Raw genomic sequence first — 19,223 nt, forward strand, 5'->3', positions numbered from 1 at the left:
AACACCATGGCACCGAAAACCCTGCGCGGAATCGTCCGGGCGCTGATCGCCCCCGCCCTCGCGCTCGGCGCGACGGCCGGACCGGCCTCCGCGCCCGCGCACGCCGCCGTCTGGAACTCCTGCGACCAGTGGGGCAACACCACCCTGGACGGCTACACCCTCTACAACAACATCTGGGGCACCGGCGCCGGTTCGCAGTGCGTCTGGGCCAACTCCGGCACCAACTGGGGCGTCTGGGCCGACCACCCGGACACCGGCGGCATCAAGTCCTACCCGAACAGCAAAAAGGTGATCAACAAGCCCATCTCCTCGCTGACTTCGCTCACCAGCACCTACCGGGTCACCGTCCCGTCGGCGGGCGCGTACAACACGTCGTACGACATCTGGGACACGGACTACGACTACGAGATCATGCTCTGGGTCAACTACAACGGAGCCGTGGGCCCCCTCGGCACCGCGCAGGGCACCGTGAGCCTCGGCGGCCACACCTGGAACGTCCACAAGGGGAACAACGGCGCCAACGAGGTCTTCTCGTTCCTGCGCACCTCGGACTCGACGTCCGGCACCGTCGACATCCTCCCCGTCCTGAAATGGATCAAGGACACCAAGGGCTGGATGGGCAACGAGACCATCGGCGACGTGCAGTTCGGCTACGAGATCACCTCGTCCGCCGGCGGCCTCGACTTCCGCACCGACAGCCTGACCGTCTCGGGCGGCTGACACACACCCCCCTGTGCCGTCCGCACCGGTGCGGACGGCACAGGGCCGGTCAGCGCACCGGCGCGGGACCCGAACTCGCCCGGACCGTCAGCTCCGGCGGCAGCAGCACGACCTCGTCGCCGCCCCGCCCGTCGAGCTTGGCGACCAGCTGCTCCACGGCGTGCCGGCCCATCTCCTGGGCGGGCAGGGACACCGACGTCAGCCGCACCGACGCCTGCACGGCGACCTGCTCCGGGCAGACCGCCACCACCGAGACGTCCTCGGGCACGGCGCGCCCCTGCTGCCGCAGCAGGGCGAGGAGCGGCTCGACCGCGGCCTCGTTCTGCACCACGAAGCCGGTGGTGTCCGGGCGTTCGTCGAGGATGCGGGCGACCGTCACGGCCGTCGCGTCGTACCCGCCCTCGCAGGGGCGGTGCAGCAGCCGCAGTCCCAGCTCCCGGGCGCGGGAGCGCAGTCCGTCCAGGGTGCGCTCGGCGAAACCGGTGTGCCGCTCGTAGACCGCCGGGGCCTCGCCGATGACGGCGACGTCCCGGTGGCCCAGCCCGGCCAGGTGCTCCACGCACAGCGCGCCGGTCGCCTTGAAGTCGAGGTCCACGCAGGTCAGGCCGGTGGTGTCGGCGGGCAGCCCGATCAGCACGGCCGGCTGGGAGGACTCCCGCAGCAGCGGCAGGCGCTCGTCGTCCAGCTCGACGTCCATGAGGATCATGCCGTCGGCGAGACCGCTCCCGGCGACCCGGCGAACCGCGTCCGGGCCCTCCTCGCCGGTGAGCAGCAGCACGTCGTACCCGTGGGTGCGGGCGGTGGTGGCGACCGCGATGGCGATCTCCATCATCACCGGCACGTACATGTCGGTCCGCAGCGGCACCATCAGGGCGATGATGTTGGACCTGCTGCTGGCCAGGGCGCGGGCGCCCGCGTTGGGGTGGTAGCCGAGCTCGCGGATGGAGCGCTCGACCCGCTGCCGGGTGGTCGCGGAGATCGACCGCTTGCCGCTGAGGACGTAGCTCACCGTGCTCGCCGAGACTCCGGCGTGCTGGGCGACCTCGGCGAGGGTGACCATCCGGCATTCTCCCAGGGTGTGAAGCGCTTCGACAGTGCACAGAAGCGGTAAAGAAGCTTATGAGAACCGGTTCGACCCTAGACCCCGGAGGGTCGTGATGTCCAGACAGTCGAAGCGCTTCGACAGGGACCTTGCACGCGACCACCGCCGTACGGGGATCGGCCGGACGGCGGCACGAAGGGTGGTGGGGTCGCTACGAATCGGGTACATACGATCGAGTAGCACCGGTCCGTACCGCAATGACTCCATCCTATTCGCGGCGAGGTGAGCCTCATGTCCGCAGTACCCGAGACACCCGCGGCCCCGTCCCGGCCGACCGTCACCGAACGTGAGGCCCGGCAGGTCGCCGAGGCGGCGAGGGAGCAGGACTGGCGCAAGCCCAGCTTCGCCAAGGAACTGTTCCTCGGACGCTTCCGGCTCGACCTCATCCACCCCCACCCGCTCCCCGCCGACGAGGACGTCCGCCGCGGCGAGGAGTTCCTGGCCGGGCTGCGCGACTTCTGCGAGACGAAGGTCGACGGCGCCCTGATCGAACGCGAGGCGCGCATCCCCGACGAGGTGATCAACGGGCTCAAGGAGCTCGGCGCCCTCGGCATGAAGATCGACACCAAGTACGGCGGCCTCGGCCTCACCCAGGTGTACTACAACAAGGCCCTCGCCCTGGTCGGCTCCGCCAGCCCCGCCATCGGCGCGCTGCTCTCCGCGCACCAGTCGATCGGCGTGCCCCAGCCGCTGAAGATCTTCGGCACGCGGGAGCAGAAGGAGACGTTCCTGCCGCGTTGCGCCCGCACCGACATCTCCGCCTTCCTGCTCACCGAGCCCGACGTCGGCTCCGACCCGGCCCGCCTCGCCACCACGGCGGTACCGGAGGGCGACGAGTACGTGCTGGACGGCGTGAAGCTGTGGACCACCAACGGCGTGGTCGCCGACCTGCTCGTCGTCATGGCCCGCGTCCCGAAGTCCGAGGGCCACCGGGGAGGCATCACCGCGTTCGTCGTGGAGGCGGACTCCGAGGGCGTCACCGTGGAGAACCGCAACGCCTTCATGGGCCTGCGCGGCCTGGAGAACGGCGTCACCCGCTTCCACCGCGTGCGCGTCCCCGCCTCGCACCGCATCGGGGAGGAGGGCCAGGGCCTGAAGATCGCCCTGACCACCCTCAACACCGGACGGCTCTCGCTGCCCGCGATGTGCGTCGGCGCCGGCAAGTGGTGCCTGAAGATCGCCCGCGAGTGGTCCGCCGAGCGCGAGCAGTGGGGCAAGCCCGTCGCGCTGCACGAGGCCGTCGGCTCCAAGATCGCGTTCATCGCGGCGACCACCTTCGCCCTGGAGGCCGTGGTCGACCTCTCCTCGCAGATGGCCGACGAGGACCGCAACGACATCCGCATCGAGGCCGCCCTCGCCAAGCTCTACGGCTCCGAGACGGCCTGGCTGATGGCCGACGAACTGGTCCAGATCCGCGGCGGCCGCGGCTTCGAGACCGCCGACTCGCTCCGCGCCCGCGGCGAACGCGCCGTCCCCGCCGAGCAGATGCTGCGTGACCTGCGCATCAACCGCATCTTCGAGGGCTCCACCGAGATCATGCACCTGCTGATCGCGCGCGAGGCCGTCGACGCCCACCTGTCCGTCGCGGGCGACCTCATCGATCCGGACAAGACCCTTGGCGACAAGGCACGGGCGGGCGCGAGCGCCGGCGCCTTCTACGCCAGGTGGCTGCCGAAGCTGGTCGCGGGACCCGGCCAGCTCCCGGGCACGTACGGCGAGTTCAAGCACGGCATCGACCTGTCCCCGCACCTGCGCTACGTCGAGCGCACCTCCCGCAAGCTGGCCCGCTCCACCTTCTACGCCATGTCCCGCTGGCAGGGGCGGATGGAGACCAAGCAGGGCTTCCTCGGCCGGATCGTCGACATCGGCGCCGAACTGTTCGCGATGAGCGCCGCCTGCGTCCGCGCGGAACTGCTGCGCGGCCGGGGCGACCACGGCCTGGAGGCCTACCAGCTCGCCGACGCCTTCTGCCGCCAGGCGCGACTGCGCGTCGAGGAGCTGTTCGGCCGGCTCTGGAGCAACACCGACGACCTCGATCGCAAGGTCGTGAAGAACGTCCTCGGCGGCTCCTACACGTGGCTGGAGGAAGGCGTCATCGACCCCTCCGACGACGGCCCCTGGATCGCCGACGCCACCCCGGGCGAGAGCACCCGGGAGAACGTCCGCCGCCCGATCCGCTGAGCGCCCCGGGGAGGGGCCGGCCACGGCGCGCGTCCCCTCCCTCCGCTCCCCGCGCACGGCGGACACGCCCCCGGGGTACCGGGGCGGGGGCCCGACGGCCGCCGCGACCGGACACAATGGGGGCCATGACCGACGCTCCAGCCCCCCTCGCCGACCCGCACCTGGTGTACGACCCCGTCGCGGGAGACGGCCCGAAGGACGTGGTGATCCTCGGCTCCACCGGGTCGATCGGCACCCAGGCCATCGACCTCGTGCTGCGCAACCCCGACCGCTTCCGGGTCACCGCCCTGTCCGCCCACGGCGGCCGGGTCGCCCTCCTCGCCGAGCAGGCGCACCGCCTGCGGGTGCGCACGGTCGCCGTCGCCCGCCAGGACGTCGTGCCGGAGCTGCGCGAGGCGCTGTCCGCGCGGTACGGCGCGGGGGAGCCGCTGCCGGAGATCCTCGCCGGGCCCGACGCGGCCACGCGGGTCGCCGCCTCCGACTGCCACACCGTCCTGAACGGCATCACCGGCTCCATCGGGCTCGCCCCGACCCTCGCCGCCCTGGAGGCGGGCCGCACCCTCGCCCTCGCCAACAAGGAGTCGCTCATCGTGGGCGGCCCGCTGGTGAAGGCGCTGGCCAAGCCCGGTCAGATCATCCCCGTCGACTCCGAGCACGCGGCGCTGTTCCAGGCGCTGGCCGCCGGCACCCGCGCCGACGTCCGCAAACTGGTCGTCACCGCCTCCGGCGGGCCCTTCCGCGGCCGCACCCGGCAGGAGCTGGCGGCGGTCACCGTCGAGGACGCCCTCGCCCACCCCACCTGGGCCATGGGCCCGGTCATCACGATCAACTCCGCGACCCTCGTCAACAAGGGCCTGGAAGTCATCGAGGCGCACCTCCTCTACGACATTCCCTTCGACCGCATTGAGGTGGTCGTGCATCCCCAGTCGTATGTCCACTCGATGGTTGAGTTCACGGACGGATCGACACTGGCCCAGGCGACGCCCCCCGACATGCGGGGGCCGATCGCCATCGGCCTCGGCTGGCCCGAACGGGTCCCCGACGCGGCCCCGGTCTTCGACTGGAGCAAGGCGTCCACCTGGGAGTTCTTCCCCCTCGACAACGAGGCCTTCCCCTCGGTGAACCTCGCCCGGCACGTCGGCGAACTCGCGGGGACCGCCCCCGCGGTGTTCAATGCCGCGAACGAGGAGTGCGTCGAGGCCTTCCGCACCGGTGCGCTGCCGTTCCTCGGCATCATCGACACGGTCACCCGGGTGGTCGAGGAACACGGAACGCCCGCCGCGGGAACCTCACTGACCGTGCCGGACGTCCTCGAAGCGGAGACCTGGGCCCGAGCGCGGGCCCGCGAACTGACAGCCCGGACGGCGAGCGCGGAGGCGCGTGCATGACGACCCTGATGTTCATCCTCGGCATAGTCGTCTTCGCGGCCGGCCTGCTGTTCTCCATCGCCTGGCACGAACTGGGGCACCTGTCCACGGCCAAGATGTTCGGCATCCGCGTGCCGCAGTACATGGTCGGCTTCGGCCCGACCATCTGGTCACGGCACAAGGGCGAGACCGAGTACGGCGTCAAGGCGATCCCGTTCGGCGGCTACATCCGCATGATCGGCATGTTCCCGCCGGGCCCCGACGGCAAGCTGGAGGCCCGCTCCACCTCTCCGTGGCGCGGCATGATCGAGGACGCCCGCTCCGCCGCCTTCGAGGAGTTGCGGCCCGGCGACGAGAAGCGCCTGTTCTACACGCGCAAGCCGTGGAAGCGGGTCGTCGTCATGTTCGCCGGCCCGTTCATGAACCTGATCCTCGCGGTCGTGCTGTTCCTCATCGTGCTGATGGGCTTCGGCATCCAGCAGCAGACCACCACCGTCAGCTCCGTCTCCCAGTGCGTGATCTCCCAGAGCGAGAAGCGCGACGACTGCCGGAAGTCCGACCCGCAGTCGCCGGCCGCCGCGGCCGGCATGAAGGCCAAGGACAGGATCGTCGCCTTCGACGGGGTCCGCACCGACGACTGGGGCAAGCTGTCCGACCTCATCCGTGACAGCGCCGGCAAGACCGTCCCGATCGTCGTCGAGCGCGACGGCGAGGAGGTGACGCTGCAGGCCACGATCGCCACCAACATGGTCGCGAAGAAGGACGGCAACGGCGCCTACGTCGAGGGCGAGTACGTCAAGGCCGGCTTCCTCGGCTTCAGCGCCGCCACCGGCGTCGTCAAACAGGACCTCGGCGAGTCCGTGACCTGGATGACCGACCGGGTCGGCGACGCGATCGACTCCCTCGCCGCCCTGCCGTCGAAGGTCCCCGCCCTGTGGGACGCGGCCTTCGGCGACGGACCGCGCGAACCGGACTCCCCGATGGGCGTCGTCGGCGCCGCCCGCGTCGGCGGCGAGATCGCCACCCTCGACATCCCGGCCTCGCAGCAGCTCGCAATGTTCGTGATGCTCCTCGCGGGCTTCAACCTCTCCTTGTTCCTGTTCAACATGCTCCCGCTGCTGCCGCTCGACGGCGGACACATCGCGGGCGCCCTGTGGGAGTCGCTGCGCCGCAACCTCGCCAGACTGCTGCGCCGCCCCGACCCGGGCCCCTTCGACGTGGCGAAGCTGATGCCCGTCGCCTACGTCGTGGCGGGGATCTTCGTCTGCTTCACGATCCTCGTCCTGATCGCGGACGTGGTGAACCCGGTGCGCATCTCCTGACCTGCCCGCACCACGACACCCGTTGTTCACGACGGCCCGGAACCCTGGTGTTCCGGGCCGTCGCCCTTTGGGCGGGTTTAAGGGCGCGATGTGCTCGAGCCTTGGCCATTGCCGTAATCTCGGAGCCCGGAGCCCGCTGCTCACGGGGAGCCGGACCTTGATCCACGACTTGGGGTTGCACAGCAGATGACTGCGATTTCTCTCGGCATGCCGTCCGTCCCGACCACGCTCGCCGTGCGCCGGAAGAGCCGGCAGATCCAGGTCGGATCCGTGGCGGTGGGCGGTGACGCCCCGGTGTCGGTGCAGTCGATGACGACCACGCGCACCTCGGACATCGGCGCGACGCTGCAGCAGATCGCGGAGCTGACCGCCTCGGGCTGCCAGATCGTGCGGGTGGCGTGTCCGACGCAGGACGACGCGGACGCGCTGCCGGTGATCGCGAGGAAGTCGCAGATCCCGGTGATCGCCGACATTCACTTCCAGCCGAAGTACGTGTTCGCCGCGATCGAGGCGGGCTGTGCGGCGGTGCGGGTGAACCCGGGCAACATCAAGAAGTTCGACGACCAGGTCAAGGAGATCGCCAAGGCGGCGAAGGACCACGGCACGCCGATCCGTATCGGTGTGAACGCGGGTTCGCTGGACCGGCGGCTGCTGCAGAAGTACGGCAAGGCCACCCCGGAGGCGCTGGCGGAGTCGGCGCTGTGGGAGGCGTCGCTGTTCGAGGAGCACGACTTCCGCGACATCAAGATCTCGGTGAAGCACAACGACCCGGTCGTGATGGTGGAGGCCTACCGTCAGCTGGCCGAGCAGTGCGACTACCCGCTGCACCTGGGTGTCACGGAGGCGGGTCCGGCGTTCCAGGGCACGATCAAGTCGGCGGTCGCGTTCGGCGCGCTGCTGTCGCAGGGCATCGGCGACACCATCCGCGTCTCGCTGTCGGCGCCGCCGGTGGAGGAGATCAAGGTCGGCATCCAGATCCTGGAGTCGCTGAACCTGCGGCAGCGTGGTCTGGAGATCGTGTCCTGCCCGTCGTGCGGGCGTGCGCAGGTGGACGTGTACAAGCTGGCCGAGGAGGTCACCGCGGGCCTGACCGGCATGGAGGTGCCGCTGCGCGTCGCGGTGATGGGCTGTGTCGTGAACGGTCCGGGTGAGGCGCGTGAGGCGGACCTGGGTGTGGCGTCCGGGAACGGCAAGGGGCAGATCTTCGTGAAGGGCGAGGTCATCAAGACCGTCCCCGAGTCGAAGATCGTCGAGACCCTGATCGAGGAGGCGATGAAGATCGCCGAACAGATGGAGAAGGACGGTGTGGTCTCCGGCGAGCCGCAGGTCGCGGTGGCCGGCTGACCGGACCCTCCCGGCGGACGCGGGATCCGGGGGCGGCGGCCCCCGGCGTCCGCGGGTACAGTGCGGAAATCAGGCAGAACCCTTTTGTGTGAGGCCCCGCACGTGTTGACGCAGACCACCTCCCGGGTCCTCGAACCGAGCGACCTGGACGCCGCCCTCGCCGTACTCGACCGCGACCCGGTCGCCAACGCCTTCGTGACCGCGCGCGTCCAGATCGCCGGACTCGACCCGTGGCGGCTCGGCGGCGAGATGTGGGGCTGGTACGAGGACGGCATCCTCACGTCGATGTGCTACGCGGGCGCCAACCTCGTCCCCATCTGCGCCACCCCCCGAGCCGTCCGCGCCTTCGCCGACCGCGCCCGCCGCGCGGGACGCCGCTGCTCCTCCATCGTCGGCCCGGCCGAGCCCACCGCCGCCCTCTGGCAACTGCTCGAACCCCAGTGGGGCCCCGCCCGCGAGGTCCGCTCCCGCCAGCCGCTGCTGGTCACCGAGCGCATGCCCGACACCGTGGCGCCCGACCCGTACGTCCGCCGCGTCCGCAAGGACGAACTCGAGACGATCATGCCGGCGTGCGTCGCCATGTTCACCGAGGAGGTCGGCGTCTCCCCGCTGGCCGGCGACGGCGGACTGCTCTACCAGGCCCGGGTCGCCGAGCTGGTCGGCTCCGGCCGCTCCTTCGCCCGCTTCGACGCCGACGGCAACGTCGTCTTCAAGGCGGAGATCGGCGCCGCCACCGACCGCGCCTGCCAGATCCAGGGCGTCTGGGTCGCCCCCGAACACCGCGGCAAGGGCGTCGCCGTCCCCGGCATGGCCGCCGTCCTGCGCTACGCCCTCGCCGACGTCGCCCCCGTGGTCAGCCTCTACGTCAACGACTTCAACACCCCCGCCCGCCGCACGTACGACAAGGTGGGCTTCCGCGAGGTCGGCGCCTTCATGAGCGTGCTGTTCTGACGGGCGCGTCCCTGTAGTCTCCCCGGCATGCTGCGCTTTCCCGGTCACGGCCGCCCCCAGCCCGACGACATCGTGATCGGTCCCCTCGACCTCCCCGCCCACGTCGACGAGGCGCTGGCCGTCCAGGCGGTGGCGTTCGGACTCGGCCCCGACGAGGTGGCCGTACGCCGGCATATCGTGCTGCGTCACATGACCTTCCCCGGCGCGCGGGCCTTCGGCGCGACCGTCGGGGGACGCCTGGTCGGCTTCGTCTACGGCATGCCCAACGACCGTTCCCACTGGTGGTCCACCGTCGTCGAGCCCTACCTGCGCGCCCGCGGCCACGACGACTGGCTCGACGACTCCTTCGTCATCACCGAGCTGCACGTCCACCCCCGGCACCAGAAGCACGGCATCGGCCGCGCCCTGATCACCACGATCACCGACACCGCCGAACAGCCCCGGTCGATCCTGTCCGCGCTGGACATCGACAGCCCCGCCCGCCACCTGTACCGGTCGCTGGGCTACCAGGACCTCGCCCGGCAGGTCCACTTTCCCAGCGCGCCCACCCCGTACACCGTCATGGGCGCCCCGCTGCCCCTGCCGCGCGGCTAACCGATTTCCGCCGTCCCGTCCCGCCCGGCTAACCTCGCCTTCATCACCTAGACGCAGCAGGAGTACGAGAACCATGGCGAACGCACCGGTCCAGCGCATGTCCCAGTTGATGGCGAAGACGCTGCGCGACGACCCGGCCGACGCCGAGGTCCTCAGCCACAAGCTGCTGGTCCGCGCGGGCTACGTCCGGCGCACCGCCGCCGGCATCTGGACGTGGCTGCCCCTCGGCAAGAAGGTGCTCGCCAACGTCGAGCGGATCGTGCGCGAGGAGATGGACGCCATCGGCGCCCAGGAGGTGCTCCTCCCCGCCCTCCTGCCGCGCGAGCCCTACGAGGCCACCGGCCGCTGGGACGAGTACGGCGCCGAGCTGTTCCGCCTCCAGGACCGCAAGGGCGGCGACTACCTCCTCGGACCCACCCACGAGGAGATCTTCACGCTGATGGTGAAGGACCAGGCGTCCTCCTACAAGGACCTGCCGGTCATCCTCTACCAGATCCAGACGAAGTTCCGCGACGAGGCCCGCCCCCGCGCCGGCATCCTGCGCGGCCGCGAGTTCCTGATGAAGGACTCCTACTCCTTCGACCTCGACGACGACGGCCTGGCGCAGTCCTACGCACTGCACCGCGAGGCGTACCAGCGGATCTTCGAGCGCCTCGGCCTCGACTACCGCATCTGCGCGGCGACCGCCGGCGCCATGGGCGGCTCCAAGTCCGAGGAGTTCCTCGCGCCCGCCGAGGCCGGCGAGGACACCTTCGCCGACTGCCCGAACTGCGACTTCGCCGCGAACACCGAGGCCGTCTCGTACGAGCTGAAGCCGGTGGACGCCGCCGGGGTGCCCGCCGCCGAGGACATCCCCACGCCCGACACCCCCACCATCGAGTCCCTCGCCGCCCAGCTCGGTGTCCCCGCCTCGGCCACGCTGAAGAACCTGCTGGTCAAGGTCGACGGCGAGATCGTCGCCGTGGGCGTGCCCGGTGACCGCGAGGTCGACCTGGGCAAGGTCGAGGCGCACTTCGCCCCGGCCGAGGTCGAGATGGTCACCGAGGCCGACTTCATCGCCCGCCCCGACCTGGTGCGCGGCTACGTCGGCCCGCAGGGCCTGGACAAGGTGAAGTACCTCGCCGACCCGCGTGTCGCCCCCGGCACCGCCTGGATCACGGGCGCCAACAAGGCCGACACCCACGCGAAGAACGTCGTCGCCGGCCGTGACTTCGAGGTCGACGAGTACGTGGACGTCGTGGTCGTCGAGGAGGGCGACCCCTGCCCCAAGTGCGGCACCGGCCTGAAGCTGGACCGCGCCATCGAGATCGGCCACATCTTCCAGCTGGGCCGCAAGTACGCCGACGCCCTCAAGCTCGACGTCCTCGGCCAGAACGGCAAGCCGGTCCGCGTCACCATGGGTTCCTACGGCGTCGGCGTCTCCCGCGCGGTGGCCGCCCTCGCCGAGCAGACCGCCGACGACAAGGGTCTGTGCTGGCCCGCCGAGGTCGCCCCGGCCGACGTCCACGTGGTCGCCGCCGGCAAGGCGCTCCAGACCGAGCTGGCCCTCGAGGTCTCCGAGAAGCTCGCCGCCGCGGGCGTGCGCGTCCTGGTCGACGACCGTGCGGGCGTCTCCCCGGGCGTGAAGTTCACCGACTCCGAGCTGATCGGCGTGCCCCAGATCCTGGTGGCGGGCCGCCGCTCCGCCGACCGCGTCCTGGAGCTGAAGGACCGCCGGACGGGCGAGCGTGAGGAGCTGACGGTGGACGAGGCGATCGCCCGCCTGACGGCGCGCTGATCCGCACGGCGCAGCCCCGGAATCGTCCCGGCCGCGGACGCCGTCGGTGTCCGTGGCCGGGACGACGCGTGTCCGCAGGTGGCCCTGCCTGGGCGTCGCACTGGGCGGAGGCTGTTCGTGGGGCGGCGGGCCGGAGGGGCGCCGGTCAGCACGCCTCCGCCGTCAGCGCGCGGCTCAGGATGCTCGCGGGGAGGTCGACGTGTTCGCCGCAGAAGCAGAGGAGGGCCGTGCCCGAGCCCTCGGGGGCGCCCAGGTCGACCGTGAGGAGCGCGCGCAGTTCACGGACCACGTCGAGCAGATGGGCGCCGCGCGCCACCAGCACGCTGACCTCGTCCGGGTCCCACACCACGATGTCCGGCAGGTCGTCCGCCGTGTGAACGCGAATGCACATGACTGTCTCCCCAGGGGTGCGCAAGGGCACGGTGTTCCGCTTCGGGAGGCCAGCGGCTTCCGATCGTAGCGATGCCGGTGAGCACCTGTGGGGCTTTCGGGACATTCGTGGGGCGTCGGGAGGTTCCGGCCGTCAGGGGACGATCAGGTGATCCTGCTGACCTGCAGCATGGCCTCCGCGTCCTTGATCAGCGCACGCTGCCGGGCCTCGGGGAGCTGCCGGTACAGCTTCAGCAGCCGCGCCTCGCGCTCGTCGCGGCTGGGTCCCGGCACGGGACGCCCGACCGCCTCGAAGAACTCCTTGGGCGTCGTCCGCACGCCCCACCGCCGGAACACCTCGACCATCGCCCGCAGCTTCTCGGGAGGGATGCGGGACGTGCCGCGCGTGCGGTTCATCCAGGCGTTCAGGGTCGGGTAGGAGATGCCGGCCTCGCGCGCCAGGTCCTTCTGCGTACCGCTCTGGGGAAGTGCGAGGAGGCGCTCCAGCAGCGCCGCCAGATCCTCACCCGGGGACTCCGGACCGCCCTCGGCGGTCCCGGGCGAAGAAGGCAGTGTCTGTCGGCTCGTCACGCGTCCGAGCATCCGTCATGCCTGTCTACAAGCGCAAGTAGATTGCATATCGACGGCCGGATCAGGGGGTGTGCGCCGGTGCATTCGGCCCGATTCGCGCTACCCTGCCCCGCCCTTCGTTCCTCCGTCCGCCCCCTCTGCGCCCTTTCACTCGTCGGTCGGAATATGCCCTGTCAACCTTGACCCGATCTTCATCTACATGAAGACTGTAGATGCTTTCGGGAGTCGGAACCCCTTGCGTCGACGGTCGGCCGCGCCGGCCGGACCCGCCCCCGTGCGCGCATCCCTGTCCGCCGGCCCGCGTCGAACACCCACCCGGAATCTACATCTACATGAAGATCGCAGACATCGTGCGGTCGTGCCGGGCGGTCCGCCCGTCCTTGCCAGCCCCCCTTACCGAGGAGCAACGAACGTGTCCTTAGCGACCACTTCATCCACCGCCGGAAGAACCACGGGCGGGAGAAACGCCGTTGGGAGAACTCCCGTAGGGAGAGCCGCCCCGAGCGCGTCGGAGCCGGCGTGGCTGGCCCGGGCCCGCACCGGGGACCCCGAGGCGTTCGCCTTTCTCTACCGCGAGTACCACGGCACGGTGTACGGCTATCTGCTGGCCCGCACCCGGGACCGGCACCTCGCCGAGGACCTGACCCAGGAGGTCTTCGCCCGCGCCCTGCGGAACATCTCCGGCTTCGCCTGGCGCGGCACCGACCCCGCCGCCTGGCTGACCACCATCGCCCGCAACATCCACCTCGACGAACTGGGCCGCAGCCGCCACCGTCGCGAGATGCTGGTCGCCGAGTTCGGCGACCCCAGACAGCCGGGTCCGGAGCCGGAGACTCTGGTCCTGCGCGACCTGGACGCCGTCGACGCCCGCGAGACGGTGCACCGCGCCCTGAGCGCCCTCGCCCCGTCCCAGCGGGCGGCCGTGGAACTGCGGTTCCTCGGCGGTCTGTCCATCGAGCAGACCGCGCACACGATGGGCCGCACCGTCGGCGCGGTCAAGGCGCTGACGCACCGGGCCATGTGCCGGCTGCGGTGGGCGGCGGGGGCGGTGCCCGCGTGAACGAGTACCCGGACGCCGTCCCCGTCCTCCGCGTCACCGTGGCCGTGCCCGGCCTCCGCGACCTGTACCTCGCCTCCGCCTCGCCGCCCGAGGTGGTCGCTGTTCCGTCCGGCGCCCTGCCGCACCCGAGCCTCCTTCCGCCGCCCGCGCCGACCGAGCTGGAACGCCAGGCCCTCGCCTGGGACGCGGCCCGCGAACGCGCCCGGTCCGTGGCCCTGACCATCGAGCGGGAGGTCGGCACCCACCCGGACGTCCGCACCGTGCGGGCCGACGGCGACACCGTGCACGTCCTGCTCCAGCTCGAACCGCCGTACGCCCGCTGGCCCGGCTGGTGCGCGTACTTCGGCATCACCGCGGCCGCCGAGTGCACCGCGCCGCACATCCTGGCGGGGGAGGGCAGCAGGGACGGGGTCCGCGTGACCGCCGCCGTCCAGCCGCTGCCGTCCGGCCCGGACGGCGAGCCCGAGGAGGAGCACGCGCGGGGAGCGGACACCGGAGGAGCGGACACCGGGGTGGAGGGGACCCCGGAAGCCGCAGCCGCACACCCCGACGACGAGCCGTCGCCGGACGGGCCGGCCGGGCCCATGCGCCCCTTCCTGTTCGGCGGCACGGCGTACGACCTGGCCCTGCCGTACCGCGACGCGCACGGCGAGACCTGGTACTTCCAGGGGCACCGCGCTTACGACGGGATGCCGTTGATGTCCCTCGACGGCCGCCCGGAGCGGTGCTCGCTGGCCCATGTGGCCGAGTACGCGGGCCCGTTGACCCCCGTGACGGAGCCGCCGTCGGAACCGGAACCGGCCCCGGACGAAGGGGACCGATGACCGCGCACGCACGGGAGGGACTGCTGGGGCGGCTCGTGCGCCCCCGCCGCCCCGCCGCGGAGCCGGTGGACCGGCTGCGTCTTGAGCACGAACTGGCCGTGAGCCGTTTGAGCCTGGAGCGCTGGCAGCAGCACGCCGACGCGTACGAACGGCGGCTGGGCGACGCGGAGCGGGAGCGGGCGCACCTGCTGTCCTGGCTCGCGGCGCTGCATCCCGCGAGCGCGGTGCTGACCCCGCTGGGCGGGCCGGAGCACGAGGGGACGCACCGGCTGTGCCTGATCGCCGGGGGCTGGCATCTGTCGTGGCACATACCGCCGGCGGATCTGGCGCTGTTCGCGCATGTGCCGTTCCGGGCGGAGGCGGGGGATGAGCATGCCGTGCCGGACGCGGTGGACCAAGGCGCGCTGATTCGTCGCCACGTGCGGCTGCTGGCGATGGAGGGGGCGGTACAGGCGGGCCTGGCCGGCCCTCTCTGACCCCGGCACGGCCGAGACTCCGGCCGGCAAGCTCGGGAGGCCCGCCGACCGGAGCGCCCCCCCTGCACGCGCAGGGGGGGCGCACCCTCGCCGTCTCATCACCGCTGAGTGCCGATCGCGGCCCGTCGGTGGCTGGTCACGCAGTTCCCCGCGCCCCTTGCGGGTGCTGCAGTGGCCGCGCGTCGAGAAGGGGCCGGGGAGGCGTCACCCCGCGGTACGGGACCTGGGTGTGACGCCCAGCCCACCGGCGGCGTCACACGCCCCGCGTCCTACAACCAGCTCGCGAACTCCAGCAGGAGTTCCGCGTCCCTCTCGCGCCCGACCCTCCGCGCCCGCACCCCCGACTCCACCGCCCGGAACAGCGTCCACCCCCGCAGCCGCTCCCGGTCCACCTCCAGCGACTCCGCCAGACGCCGCACCCGCCGCCGCGTCGTCGTCGCGCCCGACGGCTGGGCGATCAGGTCCTCCACGCGGTCCCGGACCAGCCGCGCCAGGTCGAAGGCGTGCTCACCGACCACCGGATCCGGCCCCACCGCGAGCCACGGCATCCGCTCCCCCGACAGCACCTTGCTCTGCCGGAACGTCCCGTGCAGCAACCGGTGTTCGGGAGGCGACTCCAGCAGCTCCTCCCGCGCCGACAACGCCGCGTCCACCAGCGGGGCCACCTCCGGCGCCGCGTCCGCCCCGGCCCGCATCGCCCGCGCCTGCCGCCCGGTGCGCTCGGCCACCGTCTCGAAGACGTGGCCCTCCGGCGGGTCGACCCACAGCCTGCGCAGGGTGCCCGCCGCCTCCAGGAGCGCCTTCGCCTCGGGAAGCGTCCGCACGGACACATCGGGGTGCAGCCGCTCCAGCAGCAGCACACCCTCGGTGCCCTCGGACACCGGCTCCAGCAACTGCACCGCCCCCCGGCCGCCCCAGTGGGCCAGCGCCACCCGCTCGCTCTCCGGACGCGCACGGGGCGGCGCCAGCTTCAGCACGGCGGGCGTGCCGTCGGCCCTGCGGGCGAGCACCACCAGGCTGCTGCGCCCGCCCGGCAGCTGCACCCGCTCCACCGTCAACTCGCGCCGCTCCACGGCCTCACGCGCCAGCTCGGGCAGCTTCTCCAGCCAGTCGTCACCCTCGGGCGCCGTCTCACCGAGCGCCCTCACCAGACGCCGCGGCGGTTCAAATGCCATGCGCGAGTCGTTCCTTCCTGATGTCACACGGTGCCGGAGCCCCCCGTCATGTCACGGCGCCGGCGCCGGGCCGCCCGGAGCCGTTCCGCTCCGCTCGGCGAGCCCAGGGAAGGCTACGCTCTCCCCGCTCCAGCGCACCGACCGCACCGCCGCCTCACGCATCGCCTCCGCCGCCGACCTGCGCCGTTCGCCCTCGCTGGAGCGCACCAGGTCGGCGTAGACGCCCGCCACCCGCATCTCCAGCTCCGCAGCCAGCCGCACCGCCCCGGCCGCGTCCGGCACCGGGAACGGCAGCGCGTACCCGGCCGCCGCCGCCACCGGCGTACCCCCGACGTCCTTCACGTCCCGCACCAGCGCGTCCCTGCGCGCCCGGTGCGCGTCGTACGCCGTGCGCGCCTCCGTGCGCCGCTGCTCACCGATCCGCCCGCCGACGACGCCGTAGCCGTACACCGCCGCGTGCTCCGCGGCGAGCGCCGCCTGCAGCGCCCGCAGCTCCTTGTCCTGCGCGTCACTCACCGTCGGGCCTCCGTCAGCAGGTACACGTGCGCGGCGCCGGACGCCGACACCGACGCCAGCAGCCGGGCCAGCTCGGCCGGCGCGGTCAGCAGGTCCTCCGCTCGCCGGTCGGCGATCTCCCGCTCCGCGGCGGCCAGTTGGGCCAGCGCGTCCTTCTCGTTCGCCGGCACGGCGGGCGCCGTGGGAGAAGCGGAGGCGGACGGCGCGGCCGCCGCCGTCGCCCCGGCCGAAGGAACGGCGGACGCCGACGGCGCCGGCGACGCCGAGCCGTCCGCGCCCCCCTCGAACGCCTCCGCGTGCCGCACCACGTCCGCCCGCAGCGGACGCAGACGCTCCGCCAGCTTCGGATGCGCGGCGGCGACCGCGTCGTACCGCGCGGCCAGCGCCCTGCTGTCCCGGGCCGCGCGCGCCCGGGTCCGCTCGGCGGCCGAGGGCCGCGCGGGGGCGGGGCCGCCCGGGTCGTCGGACCCGGCGGAACACCCCGCCGCCAGCAGGGCCGCCGGGGCGGCGGCGAGCAGACTCCTTCTGCGCGGCCCCGAACGGGCGCGCGGAGACAGGGGGAACGACACGGCAGACGTCCTCGGGGGCTCGTGACGAACGGGGCTGGAACAGGGATTCGGGCAGGGCCCGCGATCACCGTACCCGCAGGTACGCCCGGCGCCCCTCAGCGGCACCCAGGCCGACCGGGTGGACGGCAAGGGTGGACGGCAACACCCCTTGCGACCGGATACCCTTTGTGCAGACACGCGCACCGTCCCACAACAGCACACGCGGCCGAGGAGTCACCCGGATGAGCACCACCCAGAGCGAGAGGCTTCGAGAACTTCTGGAGCCGCTCGTCAGCTCCCAGGGCCTGGATCTCGAGGAGATCGCCGTGGACACGGTCGGCCGCAAGCGTGTGCTGCGCGTCGTCGTCGACTCCGACACCGGGGCCGACCTCGACCTGATCGCCGATGTGAGCCGCGCGCTCTCGGCGAAGCTCGACGAGACCGACGCGATGGGCAGCGCGGAGTACACCCTCGAGGTCGGCACCCCCGGCGCGGAGCGCCCGCTGACCGAGCACCGTCACTACGTGCGCGCCACCGGCCGCCTGGTGCGGTTCCAGCTCGCCGAGGGCGGCGAGCTGGTCGCCCGCATCCTCGCGGCCGACGACGAGGGCCTCGACCTCGAGGTGCCCGGCGTCAAGGGCCGCAAGGCCACCGCGCGCCGACTCGCCTTCGACGACATCGCCAGGGCGCGCGTCCAGGTCGAGTTCAACCGCAAGGACGACGCGTCCGACAAGAACAACAAGAAGGAAGAGGAGGCGTAGCCGTGGACATCGACATGAGCGCCCTGCGGGGCTTGGTACGGGAGAAGGAGATCTCCTTCGACCTGCTGGTCGAGGCGATCGAGTCGGCCCTCCTCATCGCCTACCACCGCACCGAGGGAAGCCGCCGGCACGCGCGCGTGGAGCTCGACCGGGAGACCGGGCATGTGACCGTGTGGGCGAAGGAGGACCCCGAGGACCTCGAGGAGGGCCAGGAGCCCCGCGAGTTCGACGACACCCCGTCCGGCTTCGGCCGTATCGCCGCCACCACGGCCAAGCAGGTCATCCTGCAGCGCCTGCGCGACGCCGAGGACGACGCGACGCTCGGCGAGTACGCCGGCCGTGAGGGCGACATCGTCACCGGCGTGGTCCAGCAGGGCCGCGACCCGAAGAACGTGCTGGTGGACATCGGCAAGCTGGAGGCCATCCTGCCCGTGCAGGAGCAGGTCCCCGGCGAGACCTACCCGCACGGCACCCGCCTGCGGTCGTACGTCGTCCGGGTGGCCAAGGGAGTGCGCGGTCCGTCCGTCACTCTTTCGCGTACGCATCCCAATCTGGTGAAGAAGCTGTTCGCCCTCGAGGTGCCGGAGATCGCCGACGGCTCCGTGGAGATCGCCGCGATCGCCCGTGAGGCCGGTCACCGCACCAAGATCGCCGTACGCTCCACCCGCTCCGGGCTCAACGCCAAGGGCGCCTGCATCGGCCCCATGGGCGGCCGGGTACGCAACGTCATGGCGGAGCTGAACGGCGAGAAGATCGACATCGTCGACTGGTCCGACGACCCGGCCGAGATGGTGGCGAACGCCCTGTCCCCGGCCCGTGTCTCCAAGGTCGAGATCGTCGACCTGGCGGCCCGGTCCGCCCGGGTCACCGTGCCGGACTACCAGCTGTCGCTCGCCATCGGCAAGGAGGGACAGAACGCCCGCCTGGCCGCCCGGCTCACCGGCTGGAGGATCGACATCCGGCCGGACACCGAGCAGGCCGGGGAATAGATCCAGGCCGCGATCCGCTGAGATCACGACAGCTTTGCTCGTGGCGTTGTTCGATTCCTGCCCCGGAGGGGTGAGGTCGGTCCGGGGAGGTAGACTGAGGAGTGTCTGGCCGGACACAGGCTGGCGTGTGCCCCGAACGCACTTGCGTGGGGTGCCGCGAGCGAGCGGTCAAGGGCGAGCTGCTGCGGATCGTGGTGATCGAGGACGCATGCGTCCCGGATCCACGCGGTACGCTGCCCGGCCGGGGTGCGTATGTGCATCCCGTACCGGCTTGTCTCGACCAGGCGGTGCGCCGCAGGGCGTTCCCGCGGGCGTTCCGCGTCCCGGGACCGCTCGACGTAAAGGCGTTGCGTCACTACGTCGAGCAGGCACAAGGTTGCCGATCAGCGGCCGAGACGTCGGCTGATCAGGCGGCACGGTAAGAACTTGCCGCACGGAAACCCCCGTGCGGCCTGGTACCTCGCGAGTCGAAAGCAGGTCGAGATTGCGATGAGCACTCGATGAGTACGCGATGAGTACGCCCATGAACTAGCGACGGTCCGGACGCAACCCGGAC

General features: G+C 71.9%; 20 protein-coding genes. 14 read left to right on the forward strand and 6 right to left on the reverse strand.

The window, feature by feature from the left end; all coding sequences use genetic code 11:
• Nucleotides 1-6 precede the first annotated feature (6 nt).
• The gene (locus ACQY0Z_RS22600) at nt 7-720 is read left to right on the forward strand and encodes a glycoside hydrolase family 12 protein (RefSeq protein WP_347226735.1); all 714 of its coding nucleotides are present in this window, start codon (nt 7-9) and stop codon (nt 718-720) included.
• 49 nt (nt 721-769) lie between these two features.
• On the opposite strand, the gene ACQY0Z_RS22605 is transcribed toward ACQY0Z_RS22600, so the two are convergent.
• Nucleotides 770-1,780, reverse strand: a complete 1,011-nt coding sequence (locus ACQY0Z_RS22605; protein ID WP_254587136.1) for a LacI family DNA-binding transcriptional regulator — start codon at nt 1,778-1,780, stop codon at nt 770-772.
• 273 nt (nt 1,781-2,053) lie between these two features.
• Between ACQY0Z_RS22605 and ACQY0Z_RS22610 the strand changes: the two genes are divergently transcribed.
• From ACQY0Z_RS22610 to ACQY0Z_RS22640, 7 genes are all read left to right on the forward strand, one after another.
• Nucleotides 2,054-4,003, forward strand: a complete 1,950-nt coding sequence (locus ACQY0Z_RS22610) for an acyl-CoA dehydrogenase family protein (protein WP_189903531.1) — start codon at nt 2,054-2,056, stop codon at nt 4,001-4,003.
• A 125-nt stretch (nt 4,004-4,128) separates the two neighbouring features.
• Nucleotides 4,129-5,391 (forward strand): 1-deoxy-D-xylulose-5-phosphate reductoisomerase, encoded by a 1,263-nt coding sequence (gene dxr / locus ACQY0Z_RS22615; RefSeq protein ID WP_254587137.1) that lies wholly within the window; start codon nt 4,129-4,131, stop codon nt 5,389-5,391.
• An 8-nt stretch (nt 5,392-5,399) separates the two neighbouring features.
• Nucleotides 5,400-6,692 (forward strand): site-2 protease family protein, encoded by a 1,293-nt coding sequence (locus ACQY0Z_RS22620; protein WP_189903540.1) that lies wholly within the window; start codon nt 5,400-5,402, stop codon nt 6,690-6,692.
• A gap of 186 nt (nt 6,693-6,878) precedes the next feature.
• Entirely contained in the window at nt 6,879-8,036 is a 1,158-nt protein-coding gene (ispG, locus tag ACQY0Z_RS22625; RefSeq protein ID WP_439812720.1) for a flavodoxin-dependent (E)-4-hydroxy-3-methylbut-2-enyl-diphosphate synthase, read from the forward strand.
• A gap of 102 nt (nt 8,037-8,138) precedes the next feature.
• Nucleotides 8,139-8,987 carry a GNAT family N-acetyltransferase gene (locus tag ACQY0Z_RS22630; protein WP_254587533.1) on the forward strand — a complete coding sequence of 283 codons (849 nt, stop codon included), beginning with the start codon at nt 8,139-8,141 and terminating at the stop codon, nt 8,985-8,987.
• Between the two features lie 27 nt (nt 8,988-9,014).
• Entirely contained in the window at nt 9,015-9,581 is a 567-nt protein-coding gene (locus ACQY0Z_RS22635; protein ID WP_347226519.1) for a GNAT family N-acetyltransferase, read from the forward strand.
• Between the two features lie 73 nt (nt 9,582-9,654).
• Nucleotides 9,655-11,358, forward strand: coding sequence for a proline--tRNA ligase (locus tag ACQY0Z_RS22640; RefSeq protein WP_189906886.1), 1,704 nt, complete (start codon nt 9,655-9,657; stop codon nt 11,356-11,358).
• 145 nt (nt 11,359-11,503) lie between these two features.
• Here the strand turns inward: ACQY0Z_RS22640 and ACQY0Z_RS22645 are convergent, their stop codons facing one another.
• Both ACQY0Z_RS22645 and ACQY0Z_RS22650 read right to left on the reverse strand, forming a co-directional pair.
• Entirely contained in the window at nt 11,504-11,749 is a 246-nt protein-coding gene (locus tag ACQY0Z_RS22645) for a hypothetical protein (protein ID WP_189906888.1), read from the reverse strand.
• A gap of 143 nt (nt 11,750-11,892) precedes the next feature.
• Nucleotides 11,893-12,318 carry a helix-turn-helix domain-containing protein gene (locus tag ACQY0Z_RS22650; protein ID WP_234008184.1) on the reverse strand — a complete coding sequence of 142 codons (426 nt, stop codon included), beginning with the start codon at nt 12,316-12,318 and terminating at the stop codon, nt 11,893-11,895.
• A 523-nt stretch (nt 12,319-12,841) separates the two neighbouring features.
• Between ACQY0Z_RS22650 and ACQY0Z_RS22655 the strand changes: the two genes are divergently transcribed.
• The 3 genes from ACQY0Z_RS22655 to ACQY0Z_RS22665 are packed head-to-tail and all read left to right on the forward strand — an operon-like array spanning nt 12,842 to nt 14,678.
• Entirely contained in the window at nt 12,842-13,378 is a 537-nt protein-coding gene (locus ACQY0Z_RS22655) for an RNA polymerase sigma factor (protein WP_347226540.1), read from the forward strand.
• Nucleotides 13,375-14,202 carry a BN159_2729 family protein gene (locus tag ACQY0Z_RS22660; RefSeq protein WP_347226520.1) on the forward strand — a complete coding sequence of 276 codons (828 nt, stop codon included), beginning with the start codon at nt 13,375-13,377 and terminating at the stop codon, nt 14,200-14,202. Before ACQY0Z_RS22655 ends, ACQY0Z_RS22660 begins: the two co-directional genes overlap by 4 nt.
• Nucleotides 14,199-14,678, forward strand: coding sequence for a hypothetical protein (locus tag ACQY0Z_RS22665; RefSeq protein ID WP_189906892.1), 480 nt, complete (start codon nt 14,199-14,201; stop codon nt 14,676-14,678). Before ACQY0Z_RS22660 ends, ACQY0Z_RS22665 begins: the two co-directional genes overlap by 4 nt.
• Before the next feature lie 269 nt (nt 14,679-14,947).
• Here ACQY0Z_RS22665 and ACQY0Z_RS22670 read toward each other — a convergent pair whose 3' ends face one another.
• Genes ACQY0Z_RS22670 through ACQY0Z_RS22680 form a run of 3 tightly spaced genes read right to left on the reverse strand, consistent with a single transcriptional unit; the run spans nt 14,948 to nt 16,938 of the window.
• On the reverse strand, nt 14,948-15,853 hold the full coding sequence (locus tag ACQY0Z_RS22670) for an aminoglycoside phosphotransferase family protein (RefSeq protein ID WP_439812721.1): 906 nt from the start codon (nt 15,851-15,853) through the stop codon (nt 14,948-14,950).
• A 51-nt stretch (nt 15,854-15,904) separates the two neighbouring features.
• A complete protein-coding gene (locus ACQY0Z_RS22675) occupies nt 15,905-16,369 on the reverse strand; it encodes a ferritin-like domain-containing protein (RefSeq protein ID WP_439812722.1) in 465 nt (154 codons plus the stop codon).
• Nucleotides 16,366-16,938: a hypothetical protein gene (locus tag ACQY0Z_RS22680; protein WP_347226522.1), complete on the reverse strand. Its 573-nt coding sequence runs from the start codon at nt 16,936-16,938 to the stop codon at nt 16,366-16,368. The genes ACQY0Z_RS22675 and ACQY0Z_RS22680 overlap by 4 nt, the downstream gene beginning before the upstream one ends.
• Nucleotides 16,939-17,159: 221 nt before the next feature.
• On the opposite strand from ACQY0Z_RS22680, the gene rimP reads away from it, so the two are divergent.
• The 3 genes from rimP to ACQY0Z_RS22695 all read left to right on the forward strand — a co-directional run bounded on the left by rimP (nt 17,160) and on the right by ACQY0Z_RS22695 (nt 19,089).
• Nucleotides 17,160-17,678 carry a ribosome maturation factor RimP gene (gene rimP, locus ACQY0Z_RS22685; RefSeq protein ID WP_019527005.1) on the forward strand — a complete coding sequence of 173 codons (519 nt, stop codon included), beginning with the start codon at nt 17,160-17,162 and terminating at the stop codon, nt 17,676-17,678.
• Between the two features lie 2 nt (nt 17,679-17,680).
• Nucleotides 17,681-18,667: a transcription termination factor NusA gene (nusA, locus tag ACQY0Z_RS22690; protein ID WP_189906909.1), complete on the forward strand. Its 987-nt coding sequence runs from the start codon at nt 17,681-17,683 to the stop codon at nt 18,665-18,667.
• A 101-nt stretch (nt 18,668-18,768) separates the two neighbouring features.
• Nucleotides 18,769-19,089 carry a YlxR family protein gene (locus ACQY0Z_RS22695; RefSeq protein WP_189906911.1) on the forward strand — a complete coding sequence of 107 codons (321 nt, stop codon included), beginning with the start codon at nt 18,769-18,771 and terminating at the stop codon, nt 19,087-19,089.
• Nucleotides 19,090-19,223: the final 134 nt, after the last annotated feature.

The organism is Streptomyces sp. P9-2 (assembly GCF_051903975.1).
Taxonomy (GTDB): Bacteria; Actinomycetota; Actinomycetes; order Streptomycetales; family Streptomycetaceae; genus Streptomyces; species Streptomyces cellulosae.

Coding starts and splice junctions, on each gene's coding strand:
- ACQY0Z_RS22600 (WP_347226735.1), top strand. CDS start 7: ATGGCACCGAAAACCCTGCGCGGAATCGTCCGGGCGCTGATCGCCCCC.
- ACQY0Z_RS22605 (WP_254587136.1), bottom strand. CDS start 1,780: ATGGTCACCCTCGCCGAGGTCGCCCAGCACGCCGGAGTCTCGGCGAGC.
- ACQY0Z_RS22610 (WP_189903531.1), top strand. CDS start 2,054: ATGTCCGCAGTACCCGAGACACCCGCGGCCCCGTCCCGGCCGACCGTC.
- dxr (WP_254587137.1), top strand. CDS start 4,129: ATGACCGACGCTCCAGCCCCCCTCGCCGACCCGCACCTGGTGTACGAC.
- ACQY0Z_RS22620 (WP_189903540.1), top strand. CDS start 5,400: ATGTTCATCCTCGGCATAGTCGTCTTCGCGGCCGGCCTGCTGTTCTCC.
- ispG (WP_439812720.1), top strand. CDS start 6,879: ATGACTGCGATTTCTCTCGGCATGCCGTCCGTCCCGACCACGCTCGCC.
- ACQY0Z_RS22635 (WP_347226519.1), top strand. CDS start 9,015: ATGCTGCGCTTTCCCGGTCACGGCCGCCCCCAGCCCGACGACATCGTG.
- ACQY0Z_RS22640 (WP_189906886.1), top strand. CDS start 9,655: ATGGCGAACGCACCGGTCCAGCGCATGTCCCAGTTGATGGCGAAGACG.
- ACQY0Z_RS22645 (WP_189906888.1), bottom strand. CDS start 11,749: ATGTGCATTCGCGTTCACACGGCGGACGACCTGCCGGACATCGTGGTG.
- ACQY0Z_RS22665 (WP_189906892.1), top strand. CDS start 14,199: ATGACCGCGCACGCACGGGAGGGACTGCTGGGGCGGCTCGTGCGCCCC.
- ACQY0Z_RS22670 (WP_439812721.1), bottom strand. CDS start 15,853: ATGGCATTTGAACCGCCGCGGCGTCTGGTGAGGGCGCTCGGTGAGACG.
- rimP (WP_019527005.1), top strand. CDS start 17,160: ATGAGCACCACCCAGAGCGAGAGGCTTCGAGAACTTCTGGAGCCGCTC.